This is a genomic window from Herbiconiux liukaitaii (assembly GCF_041927495.1).
In the GTDB taxonomy this organism is placed as follows: domain Bacteria; phylum Actinomycetota; class Actinomycetes; order Actinomycetales; family Microbacteriaceae; genus Herbiconiux; species Herbiconiux liukaitaii.
This window is the reverse complement of sequence record NZ_JBHFHG010000003.1, coordinates 418,389-437,700: the sequence shown is the minus strand read 5'-3', so window position 1 is coordinate 437,700 and position 19,312 is coordinate 418,389. Positions and strand designations below refer to the sequence as shown.

32 protein-coding genes are annotated in these 19,312 nt (G+C 68.6%); 17 read left to right on the top strand and 15 right to left on the bottom strand.

The window, feature by feature from the left end:
- The first annotated feature begins 27 nt into the window (after positions 1-27).
- The 3 genes from ACEXQC_RS06545 to ACEXQC_RS06535 all read left to right on the top strand — a co-directional run bounded on the left by ACEXQC_RS06545 (position 28) and on the right by ACEXQC_RS06535 (position 1,593).
- Complete coding sequence (locus ACEXQC_RS06545) at positions 28-750, top strand: TetR/AcrR family transcriptional regulator (RefSeq protein WP_374819686.1); 723 nt, start codon at positions 28-30, stop codon at positions 748-750.
- Entirely contained in the window at positions 743-1,231 is a 489-nt protein-coding gene (aroQ, locus tag ACEXQC_RS06540) for a type II 3-dehydroquinate dehydratase (protein ID WP_374819684.1), read from the top strand. Before ACEXQC_RS06545 ends, aroQ begins: the two co-directional genes overlap by 8 nt.
- A gap of 83 nt (positions 1,232-1,314) precedes the next feature.
- Positions 1,315-1,593: an ABC transporter substrate-binding protein gene (locus tag ACEXQC_RS06535; RefSeq protein WP_374819682.1), complete on the top strand. Its 279-nt coding sequence runs from the start codon at positions 1,315-1,317 to the stop codon at positions 1,591-1,593.
- A 54-nt stretch (positions 1,594-1,647) separates the two neighbouring features.
- On the opposite strand, the gene ACEXQC_RS06530 is transcribed toward ACEXQC_RS06535, so the two are convergent.
- Positions 1,648-1,875 carry an RNA-binding S4 domain-containing protein gene (locus tag ACEXQC_RS06530; protein WP_374819680.1) on the bottom strand — a complete coding sequence of 76 codons (228 nt, stop codon included), beginning with the start codon at positions 1,873-1,875 and terminating at the stop codon, positions 1,648-1,650.
- Between the two features lie 146 nt (positions 1,876-2,021).
- On the opposite strand from ACEXQC_RS06530, the gene ACEXQC_RS06525 reads away from it, so the two are divergent.
- The 3 genes from ACEXQC_RS06525 (at position 2,022) to ACEXQC_RS06515 (ending at position 3,854) form a co-directional block, all read left to right on the top strand.
- Positions 2,022-2,858: an SCO4651 family lipoprotein gene (locus ACEXQC_RS06525; RefSeq protein ID WP_374819679.1), complete on the top strand. Its 837-nt coding sequence runs from the start codon at positions 2,022-2,024 to the stop codon at positions 2,856-2,858.
- A 104-nt stretch (positions 2,859-2,962) separates the two neighbouring features.
- Positions 2,963-3,316, top strand: a complete 354-nt coding sequence (locus ACEXQC_RS06520; RefSeq protein WP_374819677.1) for a ribonuclease E inhibitor RraB — start codon at positions 2,963-2,965, stop codon at positions 3,314-3,316.
- 70 nt (positions 3,317-3,386) lie between these two features.
- Positions 3,387-3,854: a hypothetical protein gene (locus ACEXQC_RS06515; protein WP_374819675.1), complete on the top strand. Its 468-nt coding sequence runs from the start codon at positions 3,387-3,389 to the stop codon at positions 3,852-3,854.
- A gap of 18 nt (positions 3,855-3,872) precedes the next feature.
- Here the strand turns inward: ACEXQC_RS06515 and ACEXQC_RS06510 are convergent, their stop codons facing one another.
- The gene (locus ACEXQC_RS06510) at positions 3,873-4,121 is read right to left on the bottom strand and encodes a hypothetical protein (RefSeq protein ID WP_374819673.1); all 249 of its coding nucleotides are present in this window, start codon (positions 4,119-4,121) and stop codon (positions 3,873-3,875) included.
- A 77-nt stretch (positions 4,122-4,198) separates the two neighbouring features.
- On the opposite strand from ACEXQC_RS06510, the gene glsA reads away from it, so the two are divergent.
- From glsA to ACEXQC_RS06495, 3 genes are all read left to right on the top strand, one after another.
- The gene (gene glsA / locus ACEXQC_RS06505) at positions 4,199-5,131 is read left to right on the top strand and encodes a glutaminase A (protein WP_374819671.1); all 933 of its coding nucleotides are present in this window, start codon (positions 4,199-4,201) and stop codon (positions 5,129-5,131) included.
- 162 nt (positions 5,132-5,293) lie between these two features.
- Positions 5,294-5,443, top strand: coding sequence for a hypothetical protein (locus tag ACEXQC_RS06500; protein ID WP_374819669.1), 150 nt, complete (start codon positions 5,294-5,296; stop codon positions 5,441-5,443).
- Between the two features lie 118 nt (positions 5,444-5,561).
- A complete protein-coding gene (locus ACEXQC_RS06495; RefSeq protein ID WP_374819668.1) occupies positions 5,562-5,777 on the top strand; it encodes a hypothetical protein in 216 nt (71 codons plus the stop codon).
- A gap of 22 nt (positions 5,778-5,799) precedes the next feature.
- On the opposite strand, the gene ACEXQC_RS06490 is transcribed toward ACEXQC_RS06495, so the two are convergent.
- Both ACEXQC_RS06490 and ACEXQC_RS06485 read right to left on the bottom strand, forming a co-directional pair.
- Positions 5,800-6,177, bottom strand: a complete 378-nt coding sequence (locus ACEXQC_RS06490) for a VOC family protein (protein WP_374819666.1) — start codon at positions 6,175-6,177, stop codon at positions 5,800-5,802.
- A 76-nt stretch (positions 6,178-6,253) separates the two neighbouring features.
- Positions 6,254-6,961: a helix-turn-helix transcriptional regulator gene (locus ACEXQC_RS06485; protein WP_374819665.1), complete on the bottom strand. Its 708-nt coding sequence runs from the start codon at positions 6,959-6,961 to the stop codon at positions 6,254-6,256.
- A 109-nt stretch (positions 6,962-7,070) separates the two neighbouring features.
- Here ACEXQC_RS06485 and ACEXQC_RS06480 point away from each other — a divergent pair, with 109 nt between their 5' ends.
- The 3 genes from ACEXQC_RS06480 to ACEXQC_RS06470 all read left to right on the top strand — a co-directional run bounded on the left by ACEXQC_RS06480 (position 7,071) and on the right by ACEXQC_RS06470 (position 9,074).
- Positions 7,071-7,937 (top strand): GyrI-like domain-containing protein, encoded by an 867-nt coding sequence (locus ACEXQC_RS06480; protein WP_374819664.1) that lies wholly within the window; start codon positions 7,071-7,073, stop codon positions 7,935-7,937.
- Positions 7,938-8,159: 222 nt separating this feature from the next.
- The gene (locus tag ACEXQC_RS06475) at positions 8,160-8,558 is read left to right on the top strand and encodes a hypothetical protein (protein ID WP_374819662.1); all 399 of its coding nucleotides are present in this window, start codon (positions 8,160-8,162) and stop codon (positions 8,556-8,558) included.
- A gap of 9 nt (positions 8,559-8,567) precedes the next feature.
- The gene (locus ACEXQC_RS06470) at positions 8,568-9,074 is read left to right on the top strand and encodes a hypothetical protein (RefSeq protein ID WP_374819660.1); all 507 of its coding nucleotides are present in this window, start codon (positions 8,568-8,570) and stop codon (positions 9,072-9,074) included.
- A 70-nt stretch (positions 9,075-9,144) separates the two neighbouring features.
- On the opposite strand, the gene ACEXQC_RS06465 is transcribed toward ACEXQC_RS06470, so the two are convergent.
- Together ACEXQC_RS06465 and ACEXQC_RS06460 are read right to left on the bottom strand one after the other, a co-directional pair.
- Positions 9,145-9,588, bottom strand: a complete 444-nt coding sequence (locus ACEXQC_RS06465) for a nitroreductase family deazaflavin-dependent oxidoreductase (RefSeq protein WP_374819658.1) — start codon at positions 9,586-9,588, stop codon at positions 9,145-9,147.
- Positions 9,589-9,610: 22 nt separating this feature from the next.
- Complete coding sequence (locus ACEXQC_RS06460; RefSeq protein ID WP_374819656.1) at positions 9,611-10,090, bottom strand: PPOX class F420-dependent oxidoreductase; 480 nt, start codon at positions 10,088-10,090, stop codon at positions 9,611-9,613.
- Positions 10,091-10,171: 81 nt separating this feature from the next.
- On the opposite strand from ACEXQC_RS06460, the gene ACEXQC_RS06455 reads away from it, so the two are divergent.
- Positions 10,172-10,654 (top strand): hypothetical protein, encoded by a 483-nt coding sequence (locus ACEXQC_RS06455; protein WP_374819655.1) that lies wholly within the window; start codon positions 10,172-10,174, stop codon positions 10,652-10,654.
- 109 nt (positions 10,655-10,763) lie between these two features.
- On the opposite strand, the gene ACEXQC_RS06450 is transcribed toward ACEXQC_RS06455, so the two are convergent.
- The 4 genes from ACEXQC_RS06450 to ACEXQC_RS06435 form a co-directional block, all read right to left on the bottom strand.
- Positions 10,764-11,189: a hypothetical protein gene (locus ACEXQC_RS06450; protein WP_374819653.1), complete on the bottom strand. Its 426-nt coding sequence runs from the start codon at positions 11,187-11,189 to the stop codon at positions 10,764-10,766.
- Positions 11,186-11,614, bottom strand: a complete 429-nt coding sequence (locus ACEXQC_RS06445) for a hypothetical protein (protein WP_374819651.1) — start codon at positions 11,612-11,614, stop codon at positions 11,186-11,188. The genes ACEXQC_RS06450 and ACEXQC_RS06445 overlap by 4 nt, the downstream gene beginning before the upstream one ends.
- Before the next feature lie 97 nt (positions 11,615-11,711).
- A complete protein-coding gene (locus ACEXQC_RS06440; protein ID WP_374819649.1) occupies positions 11,712-12,743 on the bottom strand; it encodes a septum formation family protein in 1,032 nt (343 codons plus the stop codon).
- 100 nt (positions 12,744-12,843) lie between these two features.
- Positions 12,844-13,224 (bottom strand): bleomycin resistance protein, encoded by a 381-nt coding sequence (locus ACEXQC_RS06435; RefSeq protein WP_374819647.1) that lies wholly within the window; start codon positions 13,222-13,224, stop codon positions 12,844-12,846.
- A 116-nt stretch (positions 13,225-13,340) separates the two neighbouring features.
- Here ACEXQC_RS06435 and ACEXQC_RS06430 point away from each other — a divergent pair, with 116 nt between their 5' ends.
- Positions 13,341-13,703, top strand: coding sequence for a PadR family transcriptional regulator (locus ACEXQC_RS06430; RefSeq protein ID WP_374819645.1), 363 nt, complete (start codon positions 13,341-13,343; stop codon positions 13,701-13,703).
- A complete protein-coding gene (locus ACEXQC_RS06425; RefSeq protein WP_374819643.1) occupies positions 13,700-14,824 on the top strand; it encodes a hypothetical protein in 1,125 nt (374 codons plus the stop codon). The genes ACEXQC_RS06430 and ACEXQC_RS06425 overlap by 4 nt, the downstream gene beginning before the upstream one ends.
- A gap of 123 nt (positions 14,825-14,947) precedes the next feature.
- Here ACEXQC_RS06425 and ACEXQC_RS06420 read toward each other — a convergent pair whose 3' ends face one another.
- From ACEXQC_RS06420 to ACEXQC_RS06410, 3 genes are read right to left on the bottom strand one after another with little or no spacing between them, the layout of a single operon-like run.
- Positions 14,948-15,736 carry a hypothetical protein gene (locus tag ACEXQC_RS06420; protein WP_374819641.1) on the bottom strand — a complete coding sequence of 263 codons (789 nt, stop codon included), beginning with the start codon at positions 15,734-15,736 and terminating at the stop codon, positions 14,948-14,950.
- Entirely contained in the window at positions 15,726-16,292 is a 567-nt protein-coding gene (locus tag ACEXQC_RS06415; protein WP_374819639.1) for an RNA polymerase sigma factor, read from the bottom strand. Before ACEXQC_RS06415 ends, ACEXQC_RS06420 begins: the two co-directional genes overlap by 11 nt.
- Before the next feature lie 46 nt (positions 16,293-16,338).
- A complete protein-coding gene (locus ACEXQC_RS06410) occupies positions 16,339-16,656 on the bottom strand; it encodes an ArsR/SmtB family transcription factor (protein WP_374819637.1) in 318 nt (105 codons plus the stop codon).
- Between the two features lie 85 nt (positions 16,657-16,741).
- Between ACEXQC_RS06410 and ACEXQC_RS06405 the strand changes: the two genes are divergently transcribed.
- Positions 16,742-17,803, top strand: a complete 1,062-nt coding sequence (locus tag ACEXQC_RS06405; protein WP_374819635.1) for an SDR family oxidoreductase — start codon at positions 16,742-16,744, stop codon at positions 17,801-17,803.
- A gap of 24 nt (positions 17,804-17,827) precedes the next feature.
- Here ACEXQC_RS06405 and ACEXQC_RS06400 read toward each other — a convergent pair whose 3' ends face one another.
- Entirely contained in the window at positions 17,828-18,241 is a 414-nt protein-coding gene (locus ACEXQC_RS06400; RefSeq protein ID WP_374819633.1) for a winged helix-turn-helix transcriptional regulator, read from the bottom strand.
- An 80-nt stretch (positions 18,242-18,321) separates the two neighbouring features.
- Here ACEXQC_RS06400 and ACEXQC_RS06395 point away from each other — a divergent pair, with 80 nt between their 5' ends.
- Positions 18,322-19,128 carry a Rossmann-fold NAD(P)-binding domain-containing protein gene (locus tag ACEXQC_RS06395; RefSeq protein WP_374819631.1) on the top strand — a complete coding sequence of 269 codons (807 nt, stop codon included), beginning with the start codon at positions 18,322-18,324 and terminating at the stop codon, positions 19,126-19,128.
- Here ACEXQC_RS06395 and ACEXQC_RS06390 read toward each other — a convergent pair.
- Positions 19,108-19,287, bottom strand: coding sequence for a hypothetical protein (locus tag ACEXQC_RS06390; protein ID WP_374819630.1), 180 nt, complete (start codon positions 19,285-19,287; stop codon positions 19,108-19,110). The genes ACEXQC_RS06395 and ACEXQC_RS06390 overlap by 21 nt on opposite strands.
- Positions 19,288-19,312 lie beyond the last annotated feature (25 nt).

Sequence of the window (19,312 nt, the reverse complement as noted above, 5' to 3'; positions counted from 1 at the left end):
GCGCTATCCCTGACTATCCTGGAGCCCGTGAACGACATCGCTCCACCCGTGCGCACCCGCGATCGAGAACGCACTCGCGCAGACCTGCTGCGTGTTGCGACCGAGGCCTTCGCCGAATCGGGCTACTCGGGAACACGCGTCGACGATATCGCCGAGCGCACCTCCACGACGAAGCGGATGATCTACTACTACTTCGGCGGCAAGGAGGCGCTCTACATGGCGGTGCTCGAGAACGCCTATCGCGGCATCCGCGAAGCCGAGCAGGCCGTGCACGTGGGCGACCTGGAGCCGGTCGACACGCTCCGACGCATCGCAGAACTGACCTACGACCACCACCTCGAGCACAGCGAGTTCATTCGTCTGGTGTCGATCGAGAACATCCACCGCGGCGACTTCATCCGTCGTCTGGCCGGGCTCCGTGAACTGAACCAACCCGCCGTGGACGTCCTGGACACCGCCCTGCAACGAGGCCGGGAGGCGGGTCTCGTGCGAGACGACGTGGATGCGCTCGACGTGCACCTCGTGATCAGCTCGTACTGCTTCTTCCAGGTCGCCAACCAGTACACCTTCGGCTTCCTCTTCGACCGCGACCTGCTTGCGCCGGAACGGCGTGATCACCTCCGTGAGATGATCGGCGACGTCGTCGTGGCGTGGCTCACATCCCCCTCCCGGGCTCCGTCTCGCGCGACCGACGAGGTGGTGCACCCCGACCCCGACACCGACACCGAGGACGTGATCGTCGTTGAATGACTCGACAGCCGCCGTCGGCGCGGAGCCCCGGATCCTCGTGCTGAACGGGCCCAATCTCAACATGCTCGGTGTACGCGCCCCCGAGATCTACGGCACGCAGACGCTCGGCGACATCGAGCAGCTCGTGCGCTCCACCGCAGCGGCTCAGGGCTTCGAGACCGAGTTCCTGCAGTCGAACCACGAGGGTGTGCTCATCGACGCGATCCAGGCGGCTCGGCAGAGTGCCGTCGCGCTCATCATCAATCCGGGTGCGTTCTCGCACTACTCCCTCGCCATCCACGATGCGCTGGAGAGCGTCCGCCCGCTGCTGACCGTCGAGGTGCACCTGAGCAACATCCACAAGCGCGAGCAGTTTCGGCACCACTCCTACGTGTCCAGGCAGGCCGATGTCGTCATCGCCGGTGCCGGGTCGCACGGGTACGTGATGGCGGTCGACTACATCGCTCGCGCTCGCGCTGCGGATCACGCCTCGGGGACGTGACGTTCGCCGCACAGGTGCTTCGCGACCCAGTGTCGCGTCGGGATCGTCAGGGGGAGCGATCGGCACGCTGCGGTGCTCTGCGTGTGCTCGTCGAGCGCTGGGGTCGGGCGACGAGCCAGCAGGTCGACGACACCTCCGCAGAGATCAGCGCCGAACAGCTCGAACTGGCCGATGCCGACTGGATCTTCTACGCCGGAAACGGCGACGGACTCTCGCTCATCGAGGATGCCGCTCTCTGGCCGAGCCTGACCGCAGTCGACACCGGGCACACCCTCCTCGTCGACCTCGATCCTTACTTCATGAACGCCGGTCCGGTCGCCGCCCGACTCGCCCTCGACCAGATCACGGCCGAGATCGGTTGATCCGGGCACATCCCCTCACGGCAGGCAGCCTCGCCCGTCGCGCACGGCGATGCGTCAGGGGCAGACCCGGGCTCTGCGGCCCTCGAAGCCGACGATGTCGCCGAGCTGCAGCTGTCGTCCGCGGCGCAGGTCGACCTCGCCGTTGACCGTCACGTCGCCCTCGGCGATGGCCTCCTTGACCGTTCCGCCGGAGTCGAGGAGCCCGGCGAACTTGAGGAACTGCCCGAGGCGGATGCCCTCACCACCGATCGAGATGTCGTCGATGGGTGCAGGCGTCGTCATGCCGAGATGCTACCCGACCTCAGGCCACCCCCAAGGCGGCCGGGCTCGGGTGCGGACTGTTGGTCTCCGCACCATCCGCCGTTCAGGTGGCAGCCCTACGGTGTGGCTTCGGGCGGCGCAGGGGTGCTGGCCGGGGGGACGAGGACATGCAGGATCAGGACGCCTTCAGGTCGTACCACCGCGAGGGTCGGCGCCGCGTTCTGCGTTCGCTCCTCGTGGCGGCCGTGGTCGTGGGGCTCGCCGGCGGTGCCGCCGCGGGCGTCTCCGCCTATCTCGCCGCGAACCCGCCACGCACGCAGGCCGCAGCAGCGGGGTCGCCCGCGGTGCCAGGCACCATGGATCTCGCCGGCTTCGTCTCGAGTGTGCAGGCCGATCCTGGAGCCCCGACCTCGGTGCACTTCACGACGACGATCACCGCCTCGGGCGTCACCATCACCGCCCAGGGTGACGTGTCAGCCGCGCCGGACGGATCGGAGACCGCGCTCTCGATGACCACGAGCCTCCCCGACAGCCCCGCCATGGAGGCCCGGCTGGTCAACGGCGTGCTGTACGTGGCTCTCGGCGAGGCCGCGCCTGGCCGCTGGGCGGCTTTCGACATGAACGACTCGGCGGGCCCGTTCGCCTCGATGATGCCCGCGCTGCAGGACTCCTCGGATCCGTCGACGCTGCTGAACGGCGTCCGTGGCTCCATCGTGGCCGTCGAGACGGCGGGCGAGGCCGTCACCCTCGACGGGGTGTCGACGATTCCGTACCGCGTGGTGGTCGACACATCGGGTGCCTACTTCCAGGGGATGCCTGCCGAGCTCGTGGCCGAGCTGCCCGCGGAGATCGAGTACCGCATGTGGGTGGGGCCGGACGGACTGCTCCGCAAGCTCGCGTTCGACTACGCGGGCTCGGCTCAGGAGACGACGTTCGAGCGCTGGGGCCAGCAGGTCACGATCGAGGCCCCGCCCGCCGAGGAGATCACGCAACTGACCAGGTGACGGCGATCGGATCCCGACGCCGCCTGCCGGCTTGGCACAGGGCCTGACGCGCGGCCGGTCTGATCCGCGGAGAACGCGATGAAGGACGCCAGTAGGCTCACACCGTGGGCATATTCAGGCGAGGCAAGAAGACAGTCACCCCCGGCAACCCTCTGGACGATCAAACGCTTCGCGCGCTCGGAAAGAGAAGTGATCTGACTGTTCCGCGACATTGGATTCACTACATCTACTGCGCAGACGAAGAAGGAGCGCAGGTCATAGCGGCTGCAGCGTCACAGGATGGGTGGGACCTGCAACGCGTGGATCACGCCGCTTCCGGGACCGGTTGGGTTGTCATCGCGGAACAGAGAGGTGTCGTCGTCACTCCGGAGAGAGTGCAATCGGCGCGCGCATTCTTCGAGCAGCTTGCGCTGAGCGTTCCTGGAGGCGACTACGACGGCTGGGAGGCCGGTACCTGAGTGCCCGCCCGTCGCCACTCATCGAGGCCGACGCCTCGACTTCCAAAGGGCGCGCGGATAGCGTTCTCGTATGGGGAAGCGATCGTGGGCGGTGTGCGTGGGGGTTGCAGCCGTCGCCGTGGTCGTCGGGGCTTCGTTGGCGGGGTGCACCTCGGAACCCGGTGAGGGCACGGCCTCGGCGGTGGCGGCCCCGGAGGCTGGCGAGAGCACCGCATCCGCAGCGCCCGCGGGCACGTGGGTGCAGCAGTACGTCTCTGCCGGCGACGTGCCTGTTCGGTGGGGGGACGATTCCTTCCCGCACATCATCCTCACGACGTACGGCAGTGGGAGCTGCCCCACCGTCCCCGCCACGCTCGACGTCGTCGACGCATCCACGGTGGCCGTGACGCTCGAACCGCCACCCGATCGCGATTGCACTACCGACTTGAGGCCCACGTCATTCGCCGCCGAGCAGCCTGAGGGGCTCGACCTCAGCAGGGAGATCACCGTCCTCGTGGAGGGTTCCCCGGCGGGCACCCTCGACCCGCTCGAGGGCTGATCGGCGCCTGTCAGCGCATCAATCGTTCTCGCTGGTGGCCTTCTCCCTAGAGCGGATCCTCCCCGAGACGGCGAACATGACAGCGGAGGGCGCTGCCGCTGCTGCGGCTGCGACAACGGCTGCAACTGCCCATTCCCGGCCGTAGTCCCTGACGAAGAACCACAGCACCAGTACCGCGGCGGCGTTCACCGCGCAGACGATGGCGCTGCCCAGGGCATCCCGAGAACTCCACCCCCGACGCCAGTACCACTCGACCACCCGCTTCACAGGTGCCCCCTCCCGTGTTCAGGGCGAGCTTAGTGCGAGACCCCTGCATGGGCCGCACACCGTGGCAGGGTGAAGGGATGAGACCAGACGCGGCACTGTACGACCTCGAGGATCTGCGGCGGCGGGTCATGCGGGAGAGCGGTGGCGCGGTGGACGACAGCATCCCCGAGCTCGCCGATGCCGACGCCGAGCTGTGCGCGCTGGCACTGGTGCTGCCGGATGGCACGGTGCACACCACCGCCCAGGCGGACGCACCGTTCAGCGTGCAGTCGGCGGTCAAGCCGTTCCTGTTCGCCCTCGCCCTGCTCGACACCCACGGTGATGCGCTTGACCGCATCGGCATCGAACCCACCGGCGAGGCCTTCGATGCCATCAAGCTCGAGAGCGGCACCGGCCGTCCACCGAACCCCATGGTCAACGCCGGGGCCCTGCTCACGGCCTCGCTCGTCGACGGCAGCGACGTCGACGAGCGCAACGAGCGGATCCTCCGCGGCCTCTCGGCCTTCGCCGGCCGCCGGCTCGAGGTCGACGAGAGCGTCGCCTGCAACGAGCACCTCCTCGGCGACCGCAATCACGCGCTCGCGCACCTCATGCGGGCGGAGGGGACCCTGCACGTGAGCGCCGACGACGCGGTCGCCGTCTACGCGCGTGCGTGCGCGGTGCTGGTGGATGCCGAGGCGCTCGCGGTCATGGGCGCCACCCTCGCCTGCGGGGGAGTGAACCCGGTGTCGGGCGAACGCGTCGTGTCGTCGACCGTGGCGCGTGATGTCGTCTCGGTGATGGCGACCTGCGGTGTGTACGACGGCTCGGGGCGGTGGATGCGCGAGATCGGCATCCCGGCGAAATCCAGCGTCTCCGGGGCGATCGTGCTCTCGGCCCCCGGGCGGCTCGGTGCCGCCGTTGTCAGCCCACCTCTCGACGAGCACGGCACGAGCGTGCGGGGCAAGGCCGCCTGCGACGCCCTGAGCAGGGAGCTCGACCTCCACGCCTTCGGCACCGCGGCACCCTGATGAACTGACGTGCTGACGTGAGTCAAGGGGGCCGTCGGGCGGGGATGCCCGGGTGACGATCGTCGTATGTCGATGTCTGAACCTCTCGTCCCACGGTCCGCTGACTCCGAGCAGGGCGCGCCCGCCGCTGCCGAACCGGGCCCCGGTGCGCCGGGGACACCCATGTCGGAGGAACCCGACATCCTCCCCGACGCAGCGGCCGCGGCCGACGAGCCGGCCGAGGGTGAAGCGGTCTCGGACAACCCCCTGTTCCGGACCCCGCAGCCTGGAGAGCACCTGACGGCGGACGAGCTGGAAGACCGCGCGAACTGATGAGTGGCCGCCCGCTGGCGGCGGCGAGCGGATGGCGGCGGTGTGGCGGCTGTCATCGTCCAGCTGTCCATAGTCTGCTGGTCGATTCCGGTTCATTTCGGATGCTTACCATCAGCGCATGAGTGAGCGTCATTGGAGCGACGAGGCGCTGGTCGCCCGCATCGACGTGGCATGGGCGCTGAACGGCAACCGCGGGCCGGCGTCACCGGAGCGGGCCCAACTCCGGCTCGACCTCCTCAACATCGTGTCGGCCGTCGACTTCCAGACCATGAAGTCGGATGCGGCACTGCCCAAACTCCTGGAACTGCTCGCCAAGGCAGAAGAGGCCGAGTGACCCCACCTCGGCACGCTCATCGTCACGGGGCGGCGGGGCGGGAGAAGAGGTTCACCAGGTTGCCGTCAGGGTCGCGGAAGATGGCGGACCTGTTGCCCCAGGGCATGGTGGTCGGTGGGAGCACGACGTCGTTGAGCACGTCGCGCAGTCGGTCGAACTCCGCGTCGACGTCCGTGACCAGGAACTCGATGATGATCGACTCGTTGCTGCCCGGGCGCGGTGCGTCGTCTCCGAGCATGGCGACGGTCGCCGTGCTCGCCACCGCCAGGGTGCCGGAGGCCGTTCGGAACTCGGCGAAGACCGGGGCCGGCCGTGCGGCGGTTGTCGCCGTCACAGCCTCGTAGAAGCGGGCGAGCCGGTCGACGTCGTGCGTGATGATGCGGATCGATGCGAGGTCCATGGTCTTCCTTTCCGTCACGCCAACCGGCCCGACACCTTCATCCTCCACACCCCGAGCGACAACGTCCTGTCGGCGTTTAAGACGGATCGCCGCCCGGACCGACCGCTCGCAGCCTTCCCTCGACGATGCCCAGATCCTCCGCTCGAAGCGGTCGCCGTGGCGGTCGCTCCGCGAGGGGCTCCGCCTCGCTGATGCGGTCGCCCCGAAAGGCACGAAGACGATCGCGAAGGCGACACCAGGCGATCAGGTACCACTCGGCGCCCTTGCCGACGAATCCCATCGGCTCGACGTCACGCACGGTCGCACGTCCGGTGCGGTCGCTGTAGGAGATCCGCAGAACGTGGCCGGTGCGCAGCGCGAGGGCCAAGGCCGGGGGAGCTTCGCTCGACGTCTCGTCGTCGAGCAGGTGGATGCGGGTGGCGAGGTCGGCCGTCTGCTCCAGGCTGCGATCCTCGGTGACGGCGACGACCTTGCGGAGGGCCGATGTCGCCGAATCGCGGAACGGGCTCGTGGCCAGCGTGCCCAGAGCGACCATCACGGCGAGGGCTTCGTCGACGGTGAATCCGAGGGGCGCCAAGGTGTGAGCCGTGTCGAGGCAGTACCCGCCGGTGCGGCCGGGTTCTGCCCAGATGGGCACCCCGCTCTGCTGCAGCGCCGAGAGATCACGCTCGATCGTGCGGGAGCTCACGCCGAACCTGTCGGCGAGCCACCGGGCGCTCCTCGGGCGCGGCGACACGGCCCGCAGCTCCTCCACGAGCGCGTAGAGCCTGTCGGTGCGATTCACACTCCGACCCTAGTTCGACGACGTTCGGTCGAGAGGGCGATCCGATCGGACCGCGATATTAGGGTGCCGGGCGAGGACGACTGCGAGGGTGGATGTCGAAGGGAGAGCCGTGATCGCCGAACTGAACAGGCTGGTCGAGCTGGTCGAGCGCAACTTGACCGGCGAGATCGACGTGGCCGAGCTGGCGAGCGGGCTCGGCACCACCGAGTACCACCTGCGGCGGATGTTCTCGTCGCTGGCGGGCATGCCGCTGTCGGAATACATCCGCCGGCGGCGCATGGCGATCGCGGCGGCGGACGTGCTGGGAGGCGATGAGCTGCTCGGGATCGCAGTGCGATTCGGATACGGATCGACCGAGGCGTTCGGGCGGGCGTTCCGCTCGGTGCACGGCGTCAGCCCGGCTGACGTGCGGCGAGACGGCGGCCCCCTTCGTACACAACCGCAGATCAGGTTCCGCCTGACAGTAGAAGGGAACATCACCATGGACACTCGACTCGTCGACCGACCGCCGTTCCGCCTCGTCGGCCACGCCACCCGCGTCCCCCTCATCCATGAGGGCGTCAATCCGCAGATCCAGGCCCACATCGCCTCACTGCCGGCGGCGGAGCACGCACGACTCAAGGAGCTGAGCGACACCGAGCCGGCGGGGCTGCTGCAGGTGAGCGCCGATGTCGACCCGGACTACCGGGAGGGCAGCGAGCTCACCTACCTGCACGGCGTCGCGATCGGCGAGACGACCCAGGTGCCCGACGATCTCGACGTCATCGAGGTCCCGGCCGGCATGTGGGCGGTCTTCCGCACCGAGGGGGAGTACCCGGCCACGCTGCAATCCGTCTGGGCGGCCACGGCGACGGACTGGTTCCCGTCGAACCCGTGGCGGCTGCGCCCCGGCCCGTCGATCGTCGCGGTCCTGGACCGCGCACCCGACTTCACCACAGCGACCTGCGAGCTCTGGCTCCCGGTAGAACGCGCCTGACCCGGTCGACCTTCAACCCACCGCAGGCCCGAACCGAACCAAGCGAGCAACACCAGCCCCACAGCCGTCACGCAACGCAACTCATGACGAGTCCAGAATCGACGACAGTGACGGAACGAAACCGAATCGCATACGAGTGAGTGGCAATTACTCATTTACGTGAGTCGAGTCCAGATCTACGGTCGTCGCAACGGGCGAGAGCCGCCCGAGAGGGGCGGAGCGATGAAAGTCCACGATGGCTACCTTGGCAGGCGACTGCTCGTGGTGGGTTGTGCACTGGCGATGGTTGTCGGCCTCCACATCGTGGGTGGCGGCACGGCCACTGCGACCGGAACGAAGTACAAGAGCTGCACCTACAACCTGACGGTGACAGGCAAGAGCTCACAAGCGTTGGGCGGCCAGACGGCTTCGCCAACGAACCCGAACCCTGAGCTGGGGTGCGGCAACGCCCGCGTCCAGGTGCGATACAAGGCCCACCCCGGGAGTCCGATCTACACCAGCGCGTGGCAGGAAGCGCCAGGGATCGTCACCCATCACCCTGGCGGCACCATCGTGGGTGCCTCCCACAACTGTGGTGTCAAGGCCTGGGGTTACTCAGGCGGCTGGCCGTTCACGACGTAAGGAGTTCTGATGCGAACCACGAAGAGAACCTTCTTGATCGGCGCTGTTCTAGCCGTTACCGGTCTCGGGTTGTCCGGCTGCGCGGGCGGTGCGGCGAACGCAGGCGAGGGGGAGGCGGGCGCAGAGTTCTATGCCCCGTCACTGGCGCACAAAGAGGCGCTCGCCGATGGGCACGTCGATCGAGCCGAGTACGAGAGAGGTTTCGCCGCGTTCGAAGCGTGCATGTCGACCAGTGGATACACGGTCGAGGTTCTGGAAAGCACTGGCTCGATCCTCGACTACCGCTACCTGGCGGAAGCGACCGACGACGGAACCGACGCTCGCTGCTATCAGACCGAATTCGAAGGGATCGACGGGTCCTGGCAGACTGCCCACCAGGAAGAGCGAACGGACGGAGCACTTCTCGACGCCTGCCTGACCGACAACGGTCTTGCCATTCCGACGACACGCCAGGAGAAGGTCGATGCACTCGTGTTGGCTGGGGTCGACCTGGGATCCTGTCTCGGCGACGGGTGAGGATGCGCACAGCCCCCGTCCCACAGGCTGAAGAGGAGCGTTTGGATGCGAGAACGAATGCCGGCCGGGGTCAGGCGGCGTCGAGGCGGGTGAGGACGAAGACGGGGATCTCGCGGTCGGTCTTCGTCTGGTAGTCGACGTAGGGAGGGTAGGCGGCGACCGCTCGCTCCCACCACAGCGCCTTCTCGTCGCCGAAGACCTCGCGGGCGGTGTAGTCGTGCTTCTCGGTGCGGTCCTGCAGCTCGACGTGCGGCTGCTTGACGATGTTGAAGTACCAGACCGGATGCTTGGGCGCCCCGCCGAGAGACGCCACCACGGCGTACTCCCCGTCGTGCTCCACCCGCATGAGCGGCGTCTTGCGCAGCTTGCCGGTCTTGGCGCCGACGGTCGTGAGGATGATGACGGGCATGCCGCGGAGCTCGGTGCCCTCGGTGCCGCCCGACGACTCGTACAGCTCGAGCTGCTCGCGCGCCCAGTCGCTGGTTCCCGGCTCGTACTCCCCGATCAGTGGCATGCCTCGATGCTACGCCGGGCGCTCAGAGGGAGTCGAGTCGCTCGGCGACATCGGGCGGAAAACCGCCTGTGGAGATGGGGCTCCAGCGGGTGGGCGTGATGCGCAGCAGCGACTTGTTCTGCAGTGCCATCGCCTCGCGGTACTCCTGCCAGTCGGGGTGTTCGCCCGAGATGCAGCGGAAGTAGTCGACGAGACCGTCGGCGGCTTCGGGCATGTGCAGCACCTCGGCGTCGCCGTCGATCTGGATCCACGCGTCGTTCCAGTCGTCCGACAGCACCAGCACCGAGGTCGCCGGGCGGCGCTCAGCGTTGCGGGTCTTGGCGCGGCCCGGGTAGGTGGAAATGACGATGCGGCCCTGCTCGTCCACCCCACCGGTGACGGGCGACATCTGCGGGCGGCCGTCTGCGCGCGTGGTGGCGACGAGCATCCGGTGCCGAGGTCGCACGAACTCGAGCATGCCGTCGCGGTCGACGGAGGTGTTGGTGGAGATGGTTCTGGCCATGGGTCAACGCTAGGCGACGGCAGGGCCCGGCGCTCGGCCCTTGCGCTGTGCTCGTCTTCCGGCATCGATTACGGTGCTGTCATGAGCACTGAGGATGCGCTGTCGCTGACCGTCGATGAGGACGGATTCGTCTGCCTCGTGGCTCCGGATACGTACCGCGGCTTCGTGCACGAGGACTGGGAGCTCGAGCAGCTCCTCGCCCACTTCACCGCGCAGATGAACGAGGGCTCGCTGTTCATCGCCTACCCCGGCCCGGACCATGCCGACGATCCCCTGGAGTTCACGGGTGGCGCGGTGGACGCTCCGGTGCTGCGCGAAGCGGTGAGCATCGTGCGCGTCGGGCCCGCAGGCCTGTGGGTCACCGACTACACGCAGCTGACCATGGCCGCGCAGTTCGACGACGAGGCGCCGACGGGTCCCGGTGCGATCCGCCTCCCCGTCCCCGAAGGCGCGCACCGCGTCACCCTGCAGCACACCGCCGGCGTCCCCCGCTTCACCCTCACGATCACCCCGGCGCCGCCCGCCGCACCCGGCCCCCTCACAGCAGTCCCCTGGTTCGAATAGCCGCGGGGCGGTCGACTGAAGCCCGACGTCGGCGACAGCGTCCTGGATAGAGTCTGTTGCCTTGGCCGTGCCCGGTTGGTCGACGACCGGCGGGTAGCGCTGGAGACATCTACCGGTCGGCGGGATCGAGGGTTCTGGGCGCGGGGGTGGGCTCGTAGTCGCGGAGGATCTCGATGGGGACGGACGGGTCGAGGCCTTCGGGAGTCGCCGTTCTGAACTGCTTCGTGAACAGTGCCAGGTCGCAGGCGAACGGCCGAGGGGACTCCGTGACGACTGTCAGGCGGTCCGGGGCGGTCACAACGTAACCGGTCGGGGTGGGGAAGCAGTTCGGGCTCCCGCTCACGATGATGTCGAGAGACGTGCCATCCGAACTCCATCGAGCCGTCAGGCCCTGCTGCTGGATCGTCGTACGAACGGGTTCCCAGACCTTGCCTGACGATGTGTGCGTCACGAACGGCTCAGGGGTGCTGGAGGTGCAGCCTGCGAGCGCGACCAACGCCACCACCACGGACGCGACCGCCATCAGCTTCCTCATGTGGATACCCGCACGTCCGTCACGGCAGCGAGCTGGTCCAGCTCGACGAACGGCATGCACTGCAGGGTCTGCACACCAACCGAGGCCTCGAAGGGAGACGTCGGTTCGCACAGCACGTCCATCCCTCCGGCGGTGGTGAACGAGGCTGAGAGATCACCCGTCTCCGCTCCGCCGTTCGCGCGCCTCTCGCCGAGGGTTATCTCCAACGTCGTCACGCGGAATGCCCGCCCCTTGTAGTCGGCGCCCACCGCACTGCGGAGCATTCCGTGTGCAGCGACCTCGTGCGAGAGCGCGCTCTCTGCGGCGTCGATCTGCACCGCGACGGTCGCGGACTGCGCCGGGGGCGGCCACAAGGAGATCGCCAGAACAGGCACGAGCACGGCGATGCCGACGGGCAATGCCCACACCCGGAACCGTTCGCCCACAGGCCGAACCTCAGCAGCGGGTTGCGGAGAGGGCTCGTGACGGTCGTTCATCGCTCTCATCATCTGTGGGGCGTGCCGGCTGCGGGTGACGGGCGGGTCAGGTGGACGCGGGGAGGGGGCCGGCGCCCTGGAGGGTGCCGGTGGTGGGGCCGGTGGGGGTCATGAGCCAGCAGGAGACGGCCCGGTCGCCGGCGTTCCATGTGCGCTCCGAGGGGTAGACGGTCTGAATGGCGTAACCGGACTCCTCCCATGGGGTGCCGAGGAAGTCGGAGACCGTGGTCGAGCACTGGTCGAGGGTGTGGGAGCTGAGCCACTCCGAGGTGGGCACGTCGGGGCCTGAGGCCGATTCGTCGACGGCGCCCACATAGACGACTTCGGCATCGTGGAGCTCGTCGCACGGGATCGTCGTCGGCGTCTCCATCTCCTCCACCTCGGTGAGGTCGTAGCTCAGGTCGCCGACACACGTTCCGACGGGGAGTGAGGGTTCGAGGGTGGCGAGCTCCGGGGCGCGAGCCGCGGTGATGCCGCCCGAGCCCACGGAGTAGCCGTTGGAGACGAGGATGCCGAGCACCGCCAGGGCCGTGACCGCCATGCCGATGGGGGCGAAGAGAGTGGCCAGTCGGCTGCCCGCGGAGCGGCCTCGGAGAAGAGCGAGGAGGGTGGGCAGCGATCCGAGGGCCGCGAGGAACAGGCTGAGCGCCGCGTTCCACGCGACCGAGGCGCGCACGCCAGCGTCACCGAGGTAGGTGGTGGCGAGCCAGGGCCAGAAGTCGGGATCGGAGAGTGCGGCGAGCGGTCGCTCGTCGGGCGCGAAGGTCGTGCTGGCATCGAAGAGCGCCGCAGCGGCCACGCACAGGAGGATCGTGCCGAACGCGACGAGCGAGATGGCCACGGCACCCCGCGTCTCGATCCTGCCCTTGGACCCGTACCGGAAGAGGGCGGCCGTTCCGAACGCGACCGCGAAGGCGACGATGCTGGCGATCCAGCCGAAGTGCCAGAGGATGAGCCAGACCGGGATGGCCAGGGGGATGACGAGCAGGGAGTAGGCGATGCCCCTGCCGAAACCGTCATCGCGGCGGCGACCGTCGTGCTGGGAACCGGACGCAGGCCAACCGTTCGCGCGTGACATCTCGTGGCATCCTTCTCGACCGCGCGTCGGCAGATCCCGAGCGTACGACAGAAGACTATTGGGTGGGCCGCCGGAGAGGCGACGCTCGAGTCAAGCGCTCTCAGCGGGGCTGCTCGATGAGGGTGAGCTGCGTGCCGTCCGGGTCGACCAGGTAGCCCGCCCGGAGCCCCCACTGCTGCAGGCGCACCTCGTGGAGTCGTGGCCTGCCCGTGGGTGCGACGGGCACGCCTGACGCGCGGATCGCCTCGTAGAGCTCGTCGACGTCGGCGACGCGCAGGCAGCACATGAAGCTGCTCGACAGGGGATCGAGATCGGGTGCGGGGAAGAACTCGAGCTGCAGATCGCCTCGGGTCAGGATCATCCACCCGGCATCCCGGAACAGGCACTCGAAGCCGAACCCGGCGTAGAACGCCTGCGTGGTGTCGAAGTCGGCGGAGGGGAGATTCGGCACCGCTCGGTCGGGTGCGGGATCGTGGGCCATGCTCCGATCGTGTCAGGTGGGTCGATCCGGCACCAGATCCGACTCGCCGCATGTGTCTTCAGTGCGCACTACTGTGCACCGCGTGGTACCTTGCTTATCGACACAGTGGAGGTTCAGTGGATACGACACAACTGCTCAAGGGTGTGCTCGACGTGGCCGTCCTGGCCGTGGTGCAGCACGACGACGGGTACGGATACGACATCGTGCGCCGGCTGCGCGAGGCGGGCCTGGGGGATGTGGGTGATGCGTCGGTGTACGGAACGCTCCGCCGCCTGTACGCCGCTGGGGCGCTGTCGAGCTACGTCGTGCCCTCGGAGGGCGGCCCGCACCGCAAGTACTACGCCATCAACACCCAGGGCCGCGAGATGCTGGCCAGGCAGCGCACCACATGGTCCGGGTTCGCCGGGGCGATGTCGGCGCTGCTGGCCGATCCCACACCCAAGAAGACCCCGCTTCGCACGATCGGAGAGAACAAGTGAGCGAACCCACCAGCACCCTCGAGCCCACGATCGCGGCCTTCGCGGCCGCCGTGAGGCGTCACCTCGACGACCTGCCCCTGGAGGAGGTCGACGACCTCACCGGCGGGCTGGAGGCGGACCTCGCCGAGCAGGCCTCCGATGAGGGCGGGCACCTCGAGCTGGGCGATCCGGCCGCGTACGCCACCGAGCTCCGCGCCTCGGCCGGGCTGCCTGCGCGCGGCAACTCGTCGGCGCCGCTCCGCCAGCGACTGGCGCGGGGGCTGCACTCCCTCGAGGCCGCGACGCTCGTGCGGGCACGCTCCACCCGGCTCGGTGCGTGGTTGGCCGACTTCGCCGTCTCGCTGCGACCCGTGTGGTGGGTTCTCCGGGGGTGGGCCCTGTATCAGCTGCTCACCATTCTGCTGCTGGGGCTGAGTGGGCTGGTGCCCTCGAGCCTGCCGCTCTGGGTGCTGCTGTTCGCGGCGATCGTGCTGAGCGTGCAGTGGGGGAGGGGTCGTTGGGCGCCGGGGCGGGTGCTCAGGGCTGTGCGGGTCGCCGTGTCCGTCGTGGCGGTCGTGACCCTGCCGTTCTTCGCTGCTTGGGCTCTCAACGAAGTCAGGGCGACTTCCGGGGATGATTACGCCGTTTCGTACACCGACCCGACGGGCCTGCAGCTCGACGGCCAGCGGGTGACGAACATCTTCGGCTACGACGCCGCCGGGAATCCCGTCACCGACCTGCAGCTGTTCGATCAGGATGGGGACCCTCTCGTGACCGTCGGCGACGCGCTGCTCGAGGAGCCGTTCGACTACTTCAGCACCGACGGCACCACCGTGACCGTGCCGTTCGCGAACGCCGCCCGTGGCACCGGCTGGAACATCTTCCCGCTCCGCGAGGTCCCCCTCGACGACATGGGCAACGCCGATCTCAGCGAGGCCACACCCGCGACCCCGCCCTTCCGCACCACGAACCCGGTCCCGGCCTCGCCGACGCCCACCCCGACGCCTACGCCCACGGCGGCCCCGACGGCAGGCCCGGATCCCACCCCCACTCCGACGCCCACCCCGGCCCCCACACCGTCCGCCGACCCGACGCCCACCCCCGCTCCGGAGGACACCACCGCGCAGGAGCCGGCGCAGTGACCACCCCGCGCCTCATCTCCATCGACATCACCTACCTGGTGCACGAAGCCCTCCAACGCCCCGACCCCGACAGGCCCCACCCCGACGTGGAGCGCCCGCATCCAGAGGACTGACCTGCCGTGCCTATCTGTTCGCGCCCTGGAACGCCATGTCGATCCGTTCGAACTCGGCGGCGTAGCAGGCCTGCTCGGCTCCCGAGTCGTGGGAGGCGTCGCTCGTCGTGTAGCTGATGAACGGCCCTGGAGCGTCTGCGACGTCGATGGGGTGGCCTTCGTCGGCCATGCACTCCTGGTAGCGAGCGAATCCCTCGCGGTATTCGGCCTCCGTCACGGTGCCATCGGCGAGAGCCGCGATCTGCTCGGCAGAGGCATCGGGCGCCACGGCCGGGGCGGACCAGGACGCCCAGAGCACGTACTCGCCCTCTCCGGCGACGTCCACCGTGTGCGGTCCGGTGCCCGTGACCAGTCGGCCGCCACCTGATCCGAGGCTGGGGCCATCGCACGAGTACGTGTCCGTCACGGTGCTGTCGATCGAGATGGTGTGGGTGCCCGCATCGAGGCATCCGAAGGAGACGAAGAGCTCGGTGGCTCCTTCCGGCGCGAGGCCGACCTCGAGGGTCGCAGGGCCGTCACCTTCCTCGATGACGAAGGGCTCGCCGAGCAGCTCGGTGGAGCCCGGCACGAGCGTCGACAGCATCGCGGTGGTCGGCACCTGTCGTGAGACGTTGGGCGGGTCGTCGCCCAGTGCGGCGGCGGTGGCGGAGACGGCCGCACCGGTGAGGGCGCCGGAGAGGGCGAAGACCGCCAGCGCTGCCAAGGCCTTCGGGCGGCGGCGGGTCAGCGGCGCCGAATCCGCGAGAGCGACGAGCATGCGGCGCTGCACCTGATCCCGGGTGGGTTCGCTACTGGGCATGGGGGAGACCTTCTGTTCGGACACCGAGGGGTGGGGGTGCGAGCATGTGCTCGCGCAGTCGGGATCGGGCTCGGGAAAGGCGCGATCGTGCGGATGGCGCCCGCACCCCCAGGAGGGAGGCGGCCTCCTCGGCCGAGAGGCCTTCGAGCACGCACAGGGTGATGATCTCCTGATCACGAGCCGACAACCGCCGCATCGCGGCGAAGACCGCGCCATCGTCGGAGTGCTCGAACGGATCGTGGCTGGTCTCGGCCACAGGCAGCCTGCTCAACGCCGCCCGATGACGGCGTTCCGAGCGCGCCATGTTCAGGCACGTGTAGGTGGCGGTCCTGAGCAGCCACGGCAGGATCGACTCGTCCACGAACCGGATGCTGTGCCGTCTGCGCCAGGCCTCGAGGAGGGTGAGGGAGACGACGTCCTCCGCTTCACTGCGGGAGGGGGCGAGCCCCACGGCATGACGACGCACCCGGTCGCGGTGCCGGTCGAAGATGCGGCCGAACGCCTCACCCTCACCCGCCAGAACGCGATCCCAGTCCGCTTCGTCCGAGTCGCCCATACCCTGTAGTGTCCACGGCGCCGCGATCCGTTGCACCCGCGGGGATTCAGAGGGTGAGCGCGAGGCGGCGGCTGAGGGCTTCGAGGGCTTCGTCGTTGCGGGAGTAGTGCGACCACTGGCCGATCCGGGTGCAGGTGACCAGGCCGGCGCGCTGGAGAGTGGCCATGAACTGCGAGGCGGTGGACTGCGACACCTCGGCCCGGGCCTGGATGTGCTTCAGGCACACGCCCACTTCGGCTGCGGGTCGATCCTGCGGCGGGAAGCTCTCGGGCTGCTTCAACCACCCGAGGATCGCGAGGCGGGTCGGGTGGCCCAGCGCCTTGAAGACCGTCACGAGGTCGAGGTCGTTCCCTGCATCGCTCACCCCTCGAGCATATCGCAATATCGGTTTTTCCCGATCCTGTGGTAGACAGTGCATCGGTAAATCACGATCTAACGATGGAGGACGGATGGAACACAGGACAGCACTGGTGGTCGGGGCGCGAGGTGTCATCGGAGGCAACCTCGTCGACCATCTGGCACGCAGCGGAGGGTGGGACATCATCGGTCTCTCCCGTCGAGGAGGGGAGGACACCGGCCCCGTGAGGCATGTCGCGGTCGATCTGCTCGACCGCGACGCGACGGCCGAGCTCGCCGCCGGCCTCCGCGGCGTCGCCGACATCACCCACGTGTTCTACGCCGCCTACCAGGACCGGCCCACGTGGGCGGGGCTCGTCGCCCCGAACCTGGCCATGCTCACCAACGTGGTCGACGCCATCGAGCCCATCGCGCCCCACCTCGAGCACATCAGCCTCATGCAGGGCTACAAGGTCTACGGCGCCCACCTCGGCCCCTTCGCGACTCCCGCGAAGGAGTCGGATCCGCCGCACATGCCGCCCGAGTTCAATGTCGACCAGCAGCAGTTCCTCGAACGGCGCCAGCGCGGGGCGTCGTGGTCGTGGTCGGCGCTGCGCCCGTCCGTCGTGGCCGGTGTGGGGCTCGGCAACCCGATGAACCTCGCGATGGTCATCGCCGTCTACGCCTCCCTGAGCAAGGAGCTCGGCATCCCGCTGCGCTTCCCGGGCAAGCCGGGCGCCTACTCGAGCCTCATCGAGATGACGGATGCCGGGCTCCTCGCCAAGGCCACCGTCTGGGCGGCCACCACGCAGGAGGCCCGCAACGAGGCCTACAACATCACCAACGGCGACATGTTCAGGTGGTCGTCGATGTGGCCGAAGATCGCCGCCTTCTTTGAGCTCGACGTCGCGCCGCCCCTGGAGATGGACCTGGGTGAGGTGATGGCCGACAAGGAAGACCTGTGGAACGCGATGGTCGAGCGCCATGGTCTCGTCCCGACCCCCTACGGCGAGGTGTCGTCGTGGGCCTTCGGGGACTTCGTGTTCGCCTGGGACTACGACGTGATCGCCGACACGTCAAAATCGCGCCGTGCCGGCTTCCACGAGTACGTCGACACCGAGGCGATGTTCCTCCGCATCTTCCAGGACCTCCGCGACCAGCGGATCATCCCGTGACCGTGACCGTGACCGTGACGCACCTCACCGGATGGTGTGCCCGGGGTTGGCGGCGTCGTAGCTCCGTCGGGACGCGGCGATCGCCGGTCGCTGGTCGATCGACCAGTCGGCGAGGGCCTTCACCAAGTGGGTGAGACTCCTTCCCGACTCGGTGAGCTCATAGGTGACCTGCGGCGGCACCACGGGGTACACGGTGCGCTCGACGAGCCCATCGCGCTCGAGCCGGCGCAGCGTGAGGGTCAGCATGCGCTGGGAGATACCGTCGATTGCGCGCTGCAATTCACGGAACCTGCGGGTGTCCGACGCCAACTCGACCACGACCAGCACCGACCACTTGTCGCCCACGCGGTCGAGGACGTCGCGGATGCCGCAGTCCGGGTGCTCCTGCTTGCCGCAGGGCTCGAGGTCTGCGGTTACTCCTGTGTGCGTGAGTGACATCAAGCTGCCTTCTTGTGAGCATCCGGACGTGCCGATCAGAATCAGCCTAGTTACCCGAAAGAACCACGAAGGGCACCATCTTGATTCTCGTCACCGGTACGACCGGCAAGCTCGGCCGCGACATCCTGACCCGTCTCATCGAGCGCGACGTCGACGCATCCGGCAGCAGTCGGAGCGGTGCGGGTTCATCCCGTGCGCTGGACTTCGATGAGCCGGGCGGCATCTCGTTGCGCGGCGTCGACACCCTCGTGCTGGTGTCGGCGGGCGAGGCGGAGGACGATGTGGTGGTCGCGCGCCACGAGGCGGTGATCGCGGCGGCCGAGCGTGATGGGGTCGGTCACGTCGTCTACACGAGCCTGGCGAGCCAGGGCGAGCACCTGGCCTTCGCGTTGGCGCACCGGTGGACCGAGAGGCGGCTCAGCCGCAGCTCGTTGTCGTGGACGATCCTGCGCAACGGTCTCTACGCCGATCTGTTCGGGTCGCTCCTGACCTGGTCGGGGCCTCGGATGACGTCGGCGTTCGGTGGGGGAGCGCTGTCGGCGGTGACGCGCGGGGACCTCGCCGAGGCCGCAGCGAACGTCGCCGAGGCGCCGCGACCCCACGCGGGGGCTGCGTACGACCTGGTCGGGGTTCCCATCACCGCCCGCCAGATCGCGGAGCAACTCGGGGTGCCTCTGGCCGAGATCACGCTCGAGCAACGACGTCGCGAGCTCGACTCGGGCGGTCTCAAGCCGTTCCAGCCGGCGATGCTCATGTCGATCTACTCCAGCGTGCGGCACGGCATGCTCGATGGCACCAGCGATGACCTCGAACGCCTGCTGGGTCGCGAGCCGAGCGACGCCCTCTCGGTCGCCGCTGCTGCAGCGCTAGCGGCTTCGGCGCTGTGACATGTACTGGGTGCGGAATCGCTCCTGGTAGGCCGCGTAGGCGTCGGCGTGGCGCTGGTGGAGCTGCTCGGTGGCGTTCGGTGGGAGGATCACCGGGGCCAGGAATCCCTGCTCGGTGACCTCGTGCAACGGGTATCCGAATTCGTCTAGCTCGGCCATGCATCAAGGGTACGCCCGCACGGGC